Genomic DNA, 14,099 nt, shown 5'->3' with positions numbered 1-14,099 from the left:
GAGACTGCCCTGGGCTCCTTGCCCTTTTCTCATATTTCTCACGGTTTATAGCTAACAGGAGCTGCCCGATGGGACAGAAACATAACGAATTTATTCCCCTCAAGATCGCCGTACTGACGGTCTCCAACAGCCGCACTGCCGCCGAAGACAGCTCGGGTGACTACCTGGTGTCGGCGTTGAGCGAGGCGGGACATCAGCTGGCCGATCGGGCGCTGCTCGCCGACGATCTCTATCAGATCCGCTCCCGGGTCAGCCAGTGGATTGCCGACGAGGGCATCCAGGTGGTACTGGTCAATGGCGGCACCGGTTTTAACGATCAGAACCGGGTGCCTGAAGCGGTCGGCGTGCTGTTCGACCGCACCGTCAAAGGTTTTGGCGAGTTGTTTCGCCAGCTCTCGTTTGCCGAGATCAAGGGCTCTGCCATGCAGAGCCGCGCCCTCGCCGGGTTGGCCAATCGCACCCTGATCTGCTGCCTGCCCGGTTCGACCGGTGCCTGCCGCCTGGGGTGGGAGAAGCTTATCCGCGATCAGCTCGATGCCCGCACCAAGCCGTGCAATTTTGTCTCCCATCTTTGAACACCTGCATGAAAGGGATAGTGATGAACCTGACCCATCTCAACCAAAGCGGCGAAGCCCACATGGTGGACGTGACCGACAAGCAGGTCACCGAGCGTGAGGCGCGCGCCGAGGCGTTTGTTGCCATGGCCCCCGAGACCCTGACCCTGATCCTGAGCGGCCAGCACCATAAAGGGGATGTGTTCGCCACCGCCCGCATCGCCGGCATCATGGCGGCCAAGAAAACCTCGGATCTGATCCCCCTTTGCCACCCCCTGGCGCTCACCAAGGTGGAGGTAGAGATTGCTCCGCTGCCCGAGCAGAACCGGGTGCATATCCGCACCCTGTGCAAACTCGCCGGCAAGACGGGGGTAGAGATGGAAGCGCTTACCGCAGCGTCGGTAGCGGCCCTCACCATTTACGACATGTGCAAGGCGGTACAAAAAGACATGGTGATCGAGCAGGTTCGCCTGGTTGAGAAACGGGGGGGCAAATCCGGCCACTTCCTGGTCGGTGACAACAGAGGAGAGCAGGCATGATCAAGGTACTGTTTTTTGCCCAGGTCAGGGAGCTGGTGGCGTGCGACGAGCTGACCCTGCCCTGCGACTATGCCACTGCCGAGGCGCTGCGTGCCGCCCTGTGCGAGCGCGGTGACAAGTGGGCGCTGGCGCTGGAGGAGGGCAAGCTGCTGGTGGCGGTCAACCAGACTCTGGTGCCCCTTGCCACCGAACTTCACGATGGTGATGAAGTGGCCTTCTTCCCCCCCGTGACCGGAGGTTAAGGATGCGCGAGATAATGACAGTGGATCGCATCACTGGGCTGTGCGGTGGCGACGAAGTGGCCTTCTTCCCTCTCCTTCCCGTAACGACCGGAGGCTGACATGAGCCAGACAAGCACCACGGATCGCATCCTGGTCCAGCAGGCCGATTTTTCGCTGGCCGATGAGTATGCCCGCCTCGCCACTCGCGCCGATACCGGCGCCATCGTCACCTTCGTGGGCAAGGTGCGTGATTTCAATCAGGGGGAGGAGGTCAAGGGGCTGGCCCTCGAGCACTATCCCGGCATGACCGAGAAGGCGCTGATCGAGATCGTGGCCGAAGCGCGCCGCCGCTGGCCTTTGCAGGAGTGCACCCTCATCCACCGCATCGGCGAGCTGATGCTGGGCGATCAAATCGTGCTGGTGGCGGTGAGCAGTGCCCATCGCGAGGCGGCCTTCGATGCCTGTCACTTCATCATGGATTTTCTGAAAACGCGCGCGCCCTTCTGGAAAAAAGAGCTGACCGCTGACGGGGTCAAGCGCTGGGTTGACGCAAAAGAGAGCGACAATGCGGCCGCCGCCCGCTGGCAGCAGCCCGGGTCGCAACGAGAGGAGTAGGTTCGCCGAGAACCATGGCTCCTATTTCCGGGCCGGGCCATGCCAGACCCGCATCAGGAGGAAAGAAATGAAACCGCTGTTATCTGTATTGGTGTTGGGAGTCTGTGCCGGTGCGCTGCACAGTGCCGAGGTGCAGGCCGACGAAGTGAAGGTGGCCGTGGCGGCCAACTTCAAGGGCACGCTGGAGCGTATTGGCCAGGAGTTCACCGCCAAGACCGGCCACCAGGTGACCATCTCTTCGGCCGCAACCGGCGTGCTCTACACCCAGATAAGCCATGGTGCACCGTTCGATCTCTTCCTCTCCGCCGACGTGGCCACCCCGCAGAAGCTGGAGAAAGAGGGCAAGGGCAGCGAGCGCTTCACCTATGCCATTGGCCAACTGGGGCTGTGGAAGAAAGGGGGCCCCGCACCGGATGAGGCTCAGCTTCGCGCCTGGCAGGACAACCTGGCCATCGCCAACCCGCGTACCGCTCCCTATGGCGCCGCCGCCATGGCGACCCTCGAGAGTCTCAAGATCGATCCCAAGCAGTACCGTGTGCTGACCGGGGCCAACATCAGCCAGACCTGGCAGTTTGTCGACACAGGTAATGCCGAAATGGGCTTCGTGGCCTGGGCCAATCTGGTTGAAGCGGGTAAAACCGGTGAAGCCTGGGCTGTGCCACAGAACCTCTATCCTGCCATCGAGCAGCAGGGGCTGGTGCTCAAAAAAGGTGAGGCCGTGGATGCTCTGGTCGCCTGGCTCAAAGGGCCGGGTCAGAACACCATCAAGGAGGCGGGTTATGCCCTGCCTTGATATTCATGACGAGTGTCATTCATGAGTGAAGGGGATCTGCAGGCGGTCTGGTTGACCCTGAAACTGGCGGCCAGTACCACGGGCATCCTGCTCTTGCTGTCGCCGCCGCTGGCCTGGTGGCTGTCGCGCAGCCAGAACCGGTTGCGCCCCCTGGTGGAAGCGCTGGTGGCCCTGCCGCTGGTGCTGCCGCCGACCGTGCTCGGTTTTTATCTGCTGCTCGCCTTCTCCCCCGAATACGGGCTGGGGGCCTGGTGGCGCCACACCTTCGGGGCACCACTTGCCTTCAGCTTTACCGGCCTGTTGTTCGCGTCGATCCTCTACTCGCTCCCCTTCGTGGTGCAGCCGCTCACCTCTGCCTTTGTCAACATGGGCAACAAGGAGCTGGAGGCTGCTGCCACCTTGGGGCTGGGACCCTGGGAGCGCTTCTTCCAGATCATCTTGCCGATGACGCTGCCCAGCTTCGTGATGGCGGCGGCGCTCGGCTTTGCCCACACCCTGGGGGAGTTCGGCGTGGTGTTGATGATTGGCGGCAACATCCCCGGCGAAACCCAGGTACTTTCGATTGCCCTGTTTGACCATGTGGAGGCGATGGACTACCAGAATGCCCACTATCTGGCGGGCGGGCTGATGGGTTTCTCCCTGGTGATGCTGGTATTGGTGTACGGGGTGCTGCAGCGCCGTCAGCGGAGACTGTTTGGATGAGCCTGCAATTCAAGGCGTGCCGTGCCTTCGGCCCCTTTACCCTCGATTGCGAACTCGCCCTCGAACTGGGGGGGATCCTCGGTCTGTTCGGTCCCTCCGGTTGTGGCAAGAGTACCTTGTTGCGGATCATCGCCGGGCTGGATCGCCAGCCGTGCGACCGCTTGCACTGGCGAGGACACGAGCTGGCTCCCCTGCTGCCCGAGATGCGTCGCATCGGCCTGGTGTTTCAGGACTCGCGACTCTTTCCCCACATGACAGTGCTGGGCAACTTGCAACTGGCGGCGCGCAAGGGGCGCGGCCGCTGGCAGCCGCAGGTGCTTGCCGAACGGCTCGGGTTTGCCGAGCTGCTCCAGCAGCCGGCTCATGCTCTCTCCGGTGGCCAGCGCCAGCGGGTGGCGCTCGGGCGGGCGCTCTTGGCCGAGCCCGATTTGCTGCTGCTCGACGAGCCCTTCTCGGCGCTGGATCGGCGCAGCCGCATCCATCAGGCCCATGTGCTCAAGGGGCTGCAGCGAGAGAGCGGCATCCCGATGATCTTCGTCAGCCATGCCATGGAGGAGGTGAGCCTCTTGTGTGATCAGCTGGTGTTGCTGGAGGGGGGCAGGGTGGAGGCGCAGGGCCGGCCGAGCGAGATCTTCGCCCGCACCGATTTGTCGCTCGCCAGTCGCGACGATGCCGGCGTCATGCTCGATGCCACCCTGGCCCACTACGATGACGACGAGCAGATGGCAACCCTGCAACTGGGGGAGCAGACCCTGAGGGTCACCATGTCTCATGCGCCGGACGAGGTTGGCCCGTTGCAGATCAAGGTGGCGGGACGGGACGTGGTAATCGCCACCGCCCCCATCGAGTACTCCAGTCTCTCCAACTGTCTGGTTACCCGCCTGCTGGCGCTGCGCGAAGTGCGCCCCGGCCAGACCCTGTTGCAGTTGGCGCTGGGGGAGCAGATACTGCTGGCCCGGATCACCAGCCGCTCGGCAAACCGGCTGGCGCTGGAACTGGATCAGCGGATATACGCTTATATCAAGGCGGTCAGCCTGGTCAGTGAAGGCTGACCGGCAGGTTTTCTGCACTGTGTGATGCCAAGGGTGTGATGACAACGGACAGGCATCAGGGGATGAGTCGAGAGGCAACAGACGGATGCGTCGCAATCAGGTAATCAAATTCAACGGCCTGGCCCTGCGCAGTGCGGGGGAGGGGCCCTTGTTGCTGCTGCTGCATGGGCTGGGCTCCTCCAGCCTCGACTGGCAGGCGCAGATGGAGCGTTTTTCCGAACGCTATCGGGTCGTGGCCATCGATCTGCGCGGTCACGGCCAGAGCATGCAGGAGGGGCCGTTTGACGTGCCCACCCTGGCGGCCGACGTGCTGGCATGGCTCGATGCACAGCCTGGGCCTGCCTGGGTGGTGGGACTCTCCCTGGGGGCCATGGTGGCGCTGGAGCTGGCGTTGCAACGGCCCGACAAGGTGAGCGGTCTGGTACTGGTCAACGGCTTTAGCGAGTTTTTGCTGGAGACGCCGAAAGAGCAGGAGCGTTACGCCCAGCGTCTGAAGTGGTTGCGCTGGTTCGGCATGCGGCCGCTCGCCTGGTGGCTGGGGCGGGAGCTCTTTCCCGGCCCGGATCTGGCCCAGGTGCGCTACACCTTCCGGCTGCGTTTCGTGCGCAACCGCAAGAAGGTTTACAAGGCGCTGTTGGAGGCCTTGCCCGGCTGGTCGGTGCGATCCCGCCTCGGCCAGATCTGGCAGCCGGTGGCCATCATCTCCACCAGTCACGACTATCTGCCCCTGGCCAGACGGGTTGAGCAGTTCGCTGCCCTGCCCAATGCCACCATTCACACCCCCAATGGTCATCATGCCTGGCCGGCGGAAGATCCTTCCGGGTTCAATCAATTGCTTCACCGGATTCTAGAAATTCATTAAACTTGTCGCTTTTTTTAGCCGTGTATGTCTTGGCCCGCTTCCCTTGCCACTGGCAAAAGGCAACGGAAGCGGGCTCAATTTGCTTTTAAAACAGGTATTTCCTCATGTCTGAAGTAATGAAAATGGCCATCGATGATGGTTCGACCAACGTCAAGGTGAGCTGGATTGAGAACAAGGTGCTCAAGACCATCATCTCTCCCAACTCTTTTCGCAAGGATTGGAAGAGTGCCGCATTGCGCAAGGACAAGAAGATCTACAACTACGAAATAGGCAACACCAAGTACACCTATGACGCCACCTCCGACAAGTCGCTGGCAACGACTCACGTGGAGTACCAGTACGACGATCTGAACCTGCTTTCCGTGCACCATGCCCTGCTGCAGACCGGCGTGACCCCCTGTGACGTGGCCATCACGGTAACCCTGCCCATCACCGAGTTCTACAACCCGGATGACTGCCAGCGCAATGAAGAGAAGATCGAGAAGAAGCGCCGCAACCTGATGCGTGACATCAGCCTCAACAAGGGTGAGCTGTTCAACATCGTCAGCGTCGAGGTGATGCCGGAGAGCCTGCCTGCCGCCCTGTCCCGCCTGATTGGCTCGGGTTGCAACGAGTTCACCAAGACCCTGGTGATCGACTGCGGTGGTACCACCCTGGATATGGGGATCATCGTCGGTGAGTTCGACGACGTCTCCGATGTCTACGGCAACAACGAGATCGGCGTCTCCATGGTGACCGACGCGACCCGCAAGGCGCTGGCGGCGGCGGACAGCGACTCCAGCTATCTGGTGGCCAACGAGTTCATCAAGCGTCGCCACGACATGAGCTTTGTGCGCGACGTGGTGAACGACGAGAGCCAGATCCCGCGCATCCTCGAGAAGATGCAGAACAAGATCGACGAACTGGGCTCCCAGGTTGCCCACGAGGCGAAGAAGTTTGCCAAGAACCCGAACCGTGTCTATCTGGTCGGTGGTGGTGCTTCCCTTATCTATGATGCGATCAAGGCGGCTTATCCGACCCTGGGTGAGCGGGTTGAACTGCTGGATGATGCCCAGGCCGCCTTGGCCCGCGAGATCTGCCTCTACACCACCGAAGAGGACGAGGTCTATCGCGAGGCGCCTGTGATGGCCGAGGTCGCCGATGAGTAGTCAACTCAAGCGCATGACCTTCTCCATCTACATGGATCCGGGTGCGCTGGAGTCTGATCGCTACGCGGTCGGGGTGCTGCAAAACTGGTATCAGCGGGCACGCAAGATCCAGGATGGCAGCGAGGAGTTCGACTTCTCCAAGAGTCGGTTCCACAAGGATATCTATCTCTCCGGCATGTTCATGTATGTGCTGGCCCCCAATCTGTGCAAGGCCATCGCCAATGCCCTGGGGCCGGAGCAGGTGAGCATGACCACCTTGCGCCACGCCTTCGCCAGCTGTGGCTTCTCGCTGGGAGCGGAGGATACGCCATCCTCCGATACCCTGATCGACGAGATAGTGGCCAGATTGGCTCCCCGGCTGGAACAGGGGGACAACCGAGCACTGGCGGATGAGATAGTCCAGCGTCTGGGCCAGCAGGCTGCGGTGCCGGTACCGGACAACCTGGTGGACGAGATAGTGAGCCGGTTGGGTGAACAGCAGCCCACCGAACTGTGGGATGAGTTGCGCCAGGGGTTGCCGGCCCCTCTGGATCATGATCAGCTGGCCGAGGCCATCGCGGGCAAGTTGCCGGCTGCGGGGACTGAGCCGGATCTGGCTCCCCTCGCCAGCAGCATCCAGCTGCTCTCGCGCCAGCTTGAGGAGCAATCCAGGCTCATTCGCGAGCAACACCGGCTGATCCAGCGCCTGGCCAGTGCGCCTGCTCGCCAGAGCACTGCCACCGAAGCCCCTGAGCCTCTGGTGGAAGATCTCTCGAGCCAGGTGGCCAGCATGAAGAAGGTCAAGGCGAAGGGGATCTTCTGATCCCCCATCGTCATGATGAAGGCCAACAAAAAGCCGACCCTATGGGTCGGCTTTTTGTTGGTGCAAAGAGTGGCTGAGCAACTCACTCGTGCGAGCAAACCGGACAGTCTGGCCGTTTGGGTAGCTTCATCTCGCGAAAGCTGCCGCCCAGGCCATCGATCATCAGCAGGCGGCCGCTGTAGCTCTTGCCCATACCGGCCAGCAGCTTGATGGCTTCGAGAGCCTGCAGGCTGCCCACCAGACCGACCACAGGCGCCAGCACCCCGGCCTCGACGCAAGTGAGGGCCTGCTCGCCGAACAGGGCACTGAGGCAGGCATAGCAGGGCTCGCCCTCCTGCCAGGTGAAGCTGCAGATCTGCCCCTCCATCCGGATGGCGGCGCCGCTGACCAGGGGTACCCCATGCTGGCGGGCCTTTTGGTTGAGCAGGTTGCGAATGGTCAGGTTGTCGGTGCAGTCGAGCACCAGCTGGTGCCGGGGCAATAGGGTATCGAGCAGCACCTCGTCGGCGATGGTGGCGTGGGTGTCGACCTTGAGCCAGGGGTTGAGGGCGCGCAGCGCCTGGGCGGCGGAGTCCACCTTGTACTGGCCCACGCGAGCATCTGTGTGCAGCACCTGGCGCTGCAGGTTGGAGAGCTCCACCTTGTCAAAATCCACCAGGGTGAGCTGGCCGACCCCCGCCACCGCCAGATACTGGCTGGCGGCGCAGCCCAGACCCCCGGCGCCAATCACCAGCACATGGGCCTGCTTGAGCGCCTCCTGCCCCTCGAAGTCGAAGGATTTGAGGATGATCTGGCGGTTGTAGCGCATAAGCTCGGCGTCAGAGAGGATCTCGCTCACAACAGCAATCCCCCGAACGGCTCAACGGTGACGGTTTCACCCGCCGCGACCCGGCCGCGCTCGCGCTCAAGGACGATGTAGCAGTTGGCCCGCGACAGGGAGCTGAACACGGCGGAGTCCTGGGAGCCAGTGCTGCGCACTTCGAGGCCGCTTGGACCTTGGCAGAGGATACCGCGCTGGAAATCCAGGCGCCCCGGGCTCTTCTTGAGCGGTTCGGCGGCGACGGCCTGGAGCTGGAGTGGGCGCACAAAACACTGGCCGGCCAGCTTGGCCAGCGCCGGCTGTACCAGCTGATCGAAGGTGACCATGGCGGAGACCGGATTGCCCGGCAGGCCGAAGAACCAGGCATGGGGCAGGCGGCCGAAGGCGAACGGCTTGCCCGGCTTGATGGCGAGCTTCCAGAAGCCGATTTCGCCAAGCTCGTCCAGCAGCTGTTTGGTAAAGTCCGCTTCTCCCACCGAGACGCCACCCGTGGTGATCAGCACGTCGGCCTCCTGATCGGCCCGGATGAAGGCGGCGCGCAGCAGGTCAGGATTGTCGGGCAGGATGCCAAGGTCGAGGCAGTCGCACCCCAGACGCGCCAGCATCGCCTTGACGCCGTAGCGGTTGGAGTCGTAGATGTCGCCGTGGGCGAGCGGGGTACCGACCGGTTTGAGTTCGTCACCTGTGCTGAAGATGGCGACCCTGAGCGGGCGGCGCACGCTGACGGTGGCGATGCCAAGAGAGGCCAGCAGTGGCATCTCCCGAGGGGTGAGGCGGGTACCGGCGCCGAGCACGCAGGCTCCCTTGGCCATGTCACTGCCGGCGCGGCGGATGTTCTGGCCCGGCACGGGCTGGCAGAGGAAGGTGATCCGTTCGCCATCGGCCCGGGTCTCTTCCTGCATCACTACGGCATCAGTACCGGCGGGGACGGGAGCCCCCGTCATGATGCGCACGCAGTGGCCGGCGGGCCACTCCCCCTGATAGGGTTGGCCGGCGAAGGCCTTGCCCGCCATGATGAGCGGCGTGCCCGCAGCGAGATCCACCAGGCGTACGGCATAGCCATCCATGGCGGAGTTGTCGAACGGAGGCACTGAGAGGGGAGAGGCGATATCGTCCGCGAGGATCCGGCCGAGGGCCTCTGGCAGCGGCAGCTGCTCGGTGTCGCAGCAGCAGGCAAGTTGCTCCAGCATCCCTTGCAGGGCATCGCTCAAGGGGAGTAGTCCGCTGGTATCAAATCCCATCGTCATTACCTCTTTCTATGGTTGAGGGCGGGATTATCACAAAAATCCCTGCTGATGGGCAGGTCATTGCAGGGTAAAAGTGCCCGTTAGACCATAAAGTATGATTAGGAACGCAAGTTGACTTGAATATTGGCGGCAATGGCCGTTTACTATGCCGCCATACCATAAAGGGCCGCCCGATTGGCCCTCACCGTCCCTGAGCGTGGGAGAGACGACAATGACAACCTTAAGTCAGGAAGCCTTGCTGGTCAGGGCTGCCCTCGAGGCCCAGGGACTGGAAACCCCCCTGGTTGCCAACCAGCTGGATAGCCAGCAGAAGCGGGAAAAGATCGAAGGCCACATGCGCGCCATCATGGAGACGCTGGGGCTGGACTTGGCCGATGATAGCCTGGCCGAGACGCCGCATCGCATCGCCAAGATGTACGTGAACGAGATTTTCTCCGGCCTCGATTACGCCACCTTCCCCAAGGTGACGGTGATCGAGAACAAGATGCAGGTGGACGAGATGATCATGGTGCGGGACATCAGCCTCACCAGCACCTGCGAGCACCACTTCGTGACCATCGACGGGCTGGCCCATGTCGCCTATATCCCTCGTGGCAAGGTGATTGGGCTCTCGAAGATCAACCGCATCGTGCAGTTCTTCGCCCGCCGTCCCCAGGTGCAGGAGCGGCTCACCCAGCAGATCCTGCTGGCCCTGCAGACCCTGCTGGGCACCCAGGATGTGGCCATCAGCATCAAGGCGACCCATTTCTGCGTGAAAGCACGCGGGGTAATGGACTCCACCTCCTACACCACCACCACCTCCCTCGGTGGTGTGTTCAAGACCCAGCCTGATACCCGCGCCGAGTTTTTGGGCGGTTTGCGCAGCTGATACCTTAAGGGCGGTGAGAACCACCCCTGCACTTTCCCTCTCTGCTGCAGGCTGACAGTCGGCCTGCATTTTTTACCAATAAAAGCCTCAAGGAATAGGCCCGGTCGGTCGATAAGGCTTTTACAATGGGTTTTTTTGACTCCATTCCTTCTTGTTCGGGACACGGGAGACGGCTGTTTGTCCCCTGACGCCCCTTGTTTTACCTCAGGACCAAACTCATTTTCTCGATGAGCTGCGATGGAACGCGGGATCCGGGTCTTTGCCTCGCGCAACAGGCCCGCGGAACCTGTTCACTCAATTTCAGGAAATGCCATGAATACCAGCTCCATGACCATAGGCAAGAAACTGTCGGCCGGTTTTGCCGTGCTCGGCCTGATGGTTGCCTTTATCGGCGGCTTTGCAATCGTTCAGTTTGGCAACATGAACGGAGCGGCGCTGCGCTTTACCGACAGCATACTGCCGGCCGTCAACCGGACCACCCTGATTGGGGATCGCATCAGCGAGTTGCGTCGCTATGAACTCGGCTACTTCGTGGTGGCCGAGGATCCGAAACTGCGCGCGGAATATCGTGATGTGGCCGCTGATCTGATCCGCAAGGTGGATCAGCAACTGGCCGGCCATGACCGTACCATCTGGGCGGAAGATGTGGAAGAGCGTCGCGCCTTCGACGGCGTCAAGGCGGAATGGACCCGTTATGTCGCCCTGCACCAGCGGGTCAAGCAGCTGCAGGACAACGGCCAGATGGCCGAAGCCCAGAAAATCTTCCTGGCAGAAGGGGTGCCGCTCTTTGGCTCACTGCATCACTATGTTGACGAGCTGATCCGTATCAACCACGGCTATGCCACAGACTCTCGCTCCGATGTGGTGGCCTCCTACGATGGCGCCAAGTGGAGTGTCTCCATCGCCCTGGTGGTCTCCCTCATTCTGGTGGTCATGCTCTCCATGCTGCTCACCCGCCAGATCCGCGATCCCCTCATCATGCTGGCCCGTCAGGCGCAACGTATCGCCGGTGGTGAGCTGGGGCAGGGCGAGCTGCAACAGTGGATCAAGGAGAACCGCTTCAACCGTGACGAGCTGGGCCAGCTGGGCAGCGCCATCAACCGGATGCAGACCTCCCTGTCCGAGCTGGTGAGCGAGATCGCCGGATCCGTCAGCCAGCTCAGCAGCGCGGTGGAAGAGGTGAGTGCCATCTCCAGTCAATCTGCCAGCGGCATGGCCATCCAGCAGAGCGAAGTCTCCCAGGTTGCCACCGCCATGAACGAGATGCAGTCCACCGTCAACGAAGTAGCCCGCAATACCACGGATGCCATGAGTGCCGCCAAGGATGCTTCCCGTACCTCGGCCGATGGCAACCAGGTGGTACGCAGTGCCATCAGCAGCATCGAAGAGGTCTCCGAGAAGATTGAGCAAGCCGGTGCCGTGGTTCAGCAGCTGGAGGCGGACAGCGCCAACATTACAGTGGTGCTGGATGTGATCCGCGACATCGCCGGCCAGACCAACCTGCTGGCCCTCAATGCCGCCATTGAGGCCGCACGGGCAGGGGAACAGGGTCGTGGCTTTGCCGTGGTGGCGGATGAGGTTCGCTCCCTGGCCCAGCGCACCCAGGATTCCACCGCCGAGATCAGCAAGATGATCGAGCTGCTGCAAAGCCGCGCCGCCGAGGCGGGCAACGCCATGCAGCTGAGCCGTCACCAGATGCAGGAGAGCGTGGGGCTGGCGCGGGATGCGGGGACCAGCATCGACACCATCAACAGTGCCGTGGTGCGCATCACCGACATGAACACCCTGATCGCCACCGCCACCGAGGAGCAGAACGCGGTGACCGAAGAGCTCAACCGCAATATCGTCAACATTCACAATGCGGCGGACGAGAATGCCCAGGGCGCGAGCCAGATTGCCCAGGCCTGTGGCGAACTGAGCAAGCTGGCCAATACCCTGCACCATATGACCCAGCGCTTTACCCTCTAAAGCCTTGCTGGCGTGATAACGAAAGGCCCCGCCAATTGGCGGGGCCTTGTCGTTTCTGGCAGTTTTTTTGACCGTAGGGTCGATTAGCGAAGCGTAATCGGCCGACGCCAGACCCCTTACCCGACCATTTAGCTCAGCCCAATGATCTCTCCGTTATCATCGATATCGATATGACGATAGGCTGGCAGGCTGCCCAGGCCCGGCATGGTCATGATGGGGCCTGCCAGGGCATAGACGAAACCGGCGCCGGCGCACAGTTTCACCTCGTCGACGGGGATCTCGAAATCCCGGGGCACGCCCTTTTTCGCCGGATCATGGCTGATGGAGAGGGGGGTCTTGGCCATGCAGATGGGCAGATGATCCCAACCTTCGGCCGAGAGTCGTGCCAGCTGCTGGCGCGCCTTGTCGGAGAGGATGACGCCGCGGCCGCCGTAGCCGCACTCCACCAGGGTGGCGAGCTTGGCACTCAGGCTCATCTCGTCGGGATAGAGCAGGGAGCTCCGGCTCGGCAACGCGCAGGCATCGACCACGGCTTGGGCCAGCTCGGCGGCCCCTTCGCCGCCCTGCACGAAGGCATGGGAGATGGCGCTGCCACAGGCTCCTGCGTTCATCGCTTCACTCATCAATAGCTCGAGTTCAGCCTGGCTGTCGGTGGGGAAGCGGTTGATGGCGACCACCACGGGCACCCCGTAACGGCGGGCATTGCGAATATGCCAGACGAGGTTGGCACAGCCCTGGCGCAGGGTGGTCAGATCCTCCCCCTGCAGGCTGGCGGGCAACGGCTGGCCGGGGCGGATATCGAGCAGGCCGCTGTTGGCCTTGAGGCCACGCACTGTGGCCACCAGCACCACGCAGGAGGGGGTGATGCCGGATTGGCGGCTCTTGATGTTGAAAAACTTCTCCAGCCCCATGTCGGAGCCAAAGCCTGCCTCGGTCACCACATAGTCGGTGAGGCCAAGGGCGATACGATCGGCGATCACCGAGGAGTTGCCGTGGGCGATGTTGGCAAACGGCCCCGCGTGCACCAGCACAGGGGTCTGCTCCGTGGTCTGCATCAGGGTGGGTTGCAGGGCATCTTTGAGCAGCACCGTCATGGCGCCGGCCACTTCAAGTTGCTCGGCGGTGATGGGGTTGCCGTGGATATCGAGGGCCAGCTGGATACGGCCGATGCGCGCGCGCAAGTCTTTCAGATCGCTGGCCAGCGCCAGGATGGCCATCAGCTCGGAGGCGGCGGTGATGACGAAGCGATCGCTGCGTTCCACTCCATCGGCTGGCTCTCCCTGACCTATGGTGAGATGGCGCAGGGCGCGATCGTTCATGTCGAGGGTGCGAGGCCAGAGAACCTGAGCCGGATCGATGTCGAGCCGGCTCAGGCCGGTTTTGGTACTGAACTGGTCGCCGAGTTTGTGCTCGTGAAACAGGCGGGCATCGAGGGCTGCGGCGGCCAGGTTGTGGGCGGCACTCAGGGCGTGAAAATCACCGGTCAGGTGCAGGTTCATCTCCTCCATCGGCACCACCTGGGCATGACCGCCCCCGGCGGCGCCCCCCTTGACCCCGAATACGGGCCCGAGGCTCGGCTGGCGTATGGTGGCGATGCTGGGGTGGCCGATATGGTTGAGCCCCATGGAGAGTCCGAGGGTGGTGACAGTCTTGCCCTCGCCGAGCGGGGTCGGGGTGATGGCGCTAACCAGCACCAGCTTGCCGGCCTTGGGGTTGTCCTGTTTGAGCAGATCCAGGCTCAGTTTGCCCTTGTAGTGGCCGTAGGGATAAAGCAGATGCGGCGGGATGGCGAGGCGCTGGGCCAGCTCGTGGATGGGGAGGCGGGGGGACTGGCGGGAGATCTCGATATCGCTTAGCATCAGCACCTCGTTGGCATGTCGGGGTAGAATATGCGGCGAAGTCTAGTGG

General features: G+C 62.3%; 15 protein-coding genes. 12 read left to right on the top strand and 3 right to left on the bottom strand.

Features of this window, described 5'->3' with window-relative positions:
* The first annotated feature begins 68 nt into the window (after positions 1-68).
* From moaB to MRK42_RS14005, 10 genes are all read left to right on the top strand, one after another.
* Positions 69-575 (top strand): molybdenum cofactor biosynthesis protein B, encoded by a 507-nt coding sequence (gene moaB, locus MRK42_RS14050; protein WP_026458449.1) that lies wholly within the window; start codon positions 69-71, stop codon positions 573-575.
* A 23-nt stretch (positions 576-598) separates the two neighbouring features.
* Positions 599-1,093, top strand: a complete 495-nt coding sequence (gene moaC / locus MRK42_RS14045; RefSeq protein ID WP_338610644.1) for a cyclic pyranopterin monophosphate synthase MoaC — start codon at positions 599-601, stop codon at positions 1,091-1,093.
* Entirely contained in the window at positions 1,090-1,335 is a 246-nt protein-coding gene (moaD, locus tag MRK42_RS14040; RefSeq protein ID WP_061475784.1) for a molybdopterin synthase sulfur carrier subunit, read from the top strand. Before moaC ends, moaD begins: the two co-directional genes overlap by 4 nt.
* Before the next feature lie 99 nt (positions 1,336-1,434).
* Positions 1,435-1,929, top strand: a complete 495-nt coding sequence (gene moaE, locus MRK42_RS14035) for a molybdopterin synthase catalytic subunit MoaE (RefSeq protein WP_026458667.1) — start codon at positions 1,435-1,437, stop codon at positions 1,927-1,929.
* 67 nt (positions 1,930-1,996) lie between these two features.
* The gene (gene modA / locus MRK42_RS14030; RefSeq protein WP_225631681.1) at positions 1,997-2,722 is read left to right on the top strand and encodes a molybdate ABC transporter substrate-binding protein; all 726 of its coding nucleotides are present in this window, start codon (positions 1,997-1,999) and stop codon (positions 2,720-2,722) included.
* A 21-nt stretch (positions 2,723-2,743) separates the two neighbouring features.
* Positions 2,744-3,424 (top strand): molybdate ABC transporter permease subunit, encoded by a 681-nt coding sequence (modB, locus tag MRK42_RS14025; protein WP_042028172.1) that lies wholly within the window; start codon positions 2,744-2,746, stop codon positions 3,422-3,424.
* A complete protein-coding gene (gene modC, locus MRK42_RS14020; protein ID WP_338610637.1) occupies positions 3,421-4,476 on the top strand; it encodes a molybdenum ABC transporter ATP-binding protein in 1,056 nt (351 codons plus the stop codon). The genes modB and modC overlap by 4 nt, the downstream gene beginning before the upstream one ends.
* Before the next feature lie 85 nt (positions 4,477-4,561).
* Positions 4,562-5,338: an alpha/beta hydrolase gene (locus MRK42_RS14015; protein WP_338610635.1), complete on the top strand. Its 777-nt coding sequence runs from the start codon at positions 4,562-4,564 to the stop codon at positions 5,336-5,338.
* Positions 5,339-5,442: 104 nt separating this feature from the next.
* Positions 5,443-6,486 carry a plasmid segregation protein ParM domain-containing protein gene (parM, locus tag MRK42_RS14010; protein ID WP_223378403.1) on the top strand — a complete coding sequence of 348 codons (1,044 nt, stop codon included), beginning with the start codon at positions 5,443-5,445 and terminating at the stop codon, positions 6,484-6,486.
* Positions 6,479-7,288, top strand: a complete 810-nt coding sequence (locus MRK42_RS14005; protein ID WP_223378401.1) for a hypothetical protein — start codon at positions 6,479-6,481, stop codon at positions 7,286-7,288. Before parM ends, MRK42_RS14005 begins: the two co-directional genes overlap by 8 nt.
* A gap of 82 nt (positions 7,289-7,370) precedes the next feature.
* Here the strand turns inward: MRK42_RS14005 and moeB are convergent, their stop codons facing one another.
* Positions 7,371-8,126: a molybdopterin-synthase adenylyltransferase MoeB gene (gene moeB, locus MRK42_RS14000; RefSeq protein WP_338610630.1), complete on the bottom strand. Its 756-nt coding sequence runs from the start codon at positions 8,124-8,126 to the stop codon at positions 7,371-7,373.
* Positions 8,123-9,349 (bottom strand): molybdopterin molybdotransferase MoeA, encoded by a 1,227-nt coding sequence (moeA, locus tag MRK42_RS13995; protein WP_338610628.1) that lies wholly within the window; start codon positions 9,347-9,349, stop codon positions 8,123-8,125. Before moeA ends, moeB begins: the two co-directional genes overlap by 4 nt.
* A 217-nt stretch (positions 9,350-9,566) precedes the next feature.
* Between moeA and folE the strand changes: the two genes are divergently transcribed.
* Together folE and MRK42_RS13985 are read left to right on the top strand one after the other, a co-directional pair.
* Entirely contained in the window at positions 9,567-10,223 is a 657-nt protein-coding gene (gene folE / locus MRK42_RS13990) for a GTP cyclohydrolase I FolE (protein ID WP_338610626.1), read from the top strand.
* A 312-nt stretch (positions 10,224-10,535) separates the two neighbouring features.
* The gene (locus tag MRK42_RS13985) at positions 10,536-12,191 is read left to right on the top strand and encodes a methyl-accepting chemotaxis protein (RefSeq protein ID WP_042072822.1); all 1,656 of its coding nucleotides are present in this window, start codon (positions 10,536-10,538) and stop codon (positions 12,189-12,191) included.
* 128 nt (positions 12,192-12,319) lie between these two features.
* On the opposite strand, the gene MRK42_RS13980 is transcribed toward MRK42_RS13985, so the two are convergent.
* Complete coding sequence (locus MRK42_RS13980) at positions 12,320-14,050, bottom strand: formate--tetrahydrofolate ligase (RefSeq protein WP_338610624.1); 1,731 nt, start codon at positions 14,048-14,050, stop codon at positions 12,320-12,322.
* Positions 14,051-14,099: the final 49 nt, after the last annotated feature.

Source organism: Aeromonas sp. 19NY04SH05-1 (assembly GCF_040581895.1).
Taxonomy (GTDB): Bacteria; Pseudomonadota; Gammaproteobacteria; order Enterobacterales; family Aeromonadaceae; genus Aeromonas; species Aeromonas enteropelogenes.
This window is presented reverse-complemented; position numbering and strand designations above follow the sequence as displayed.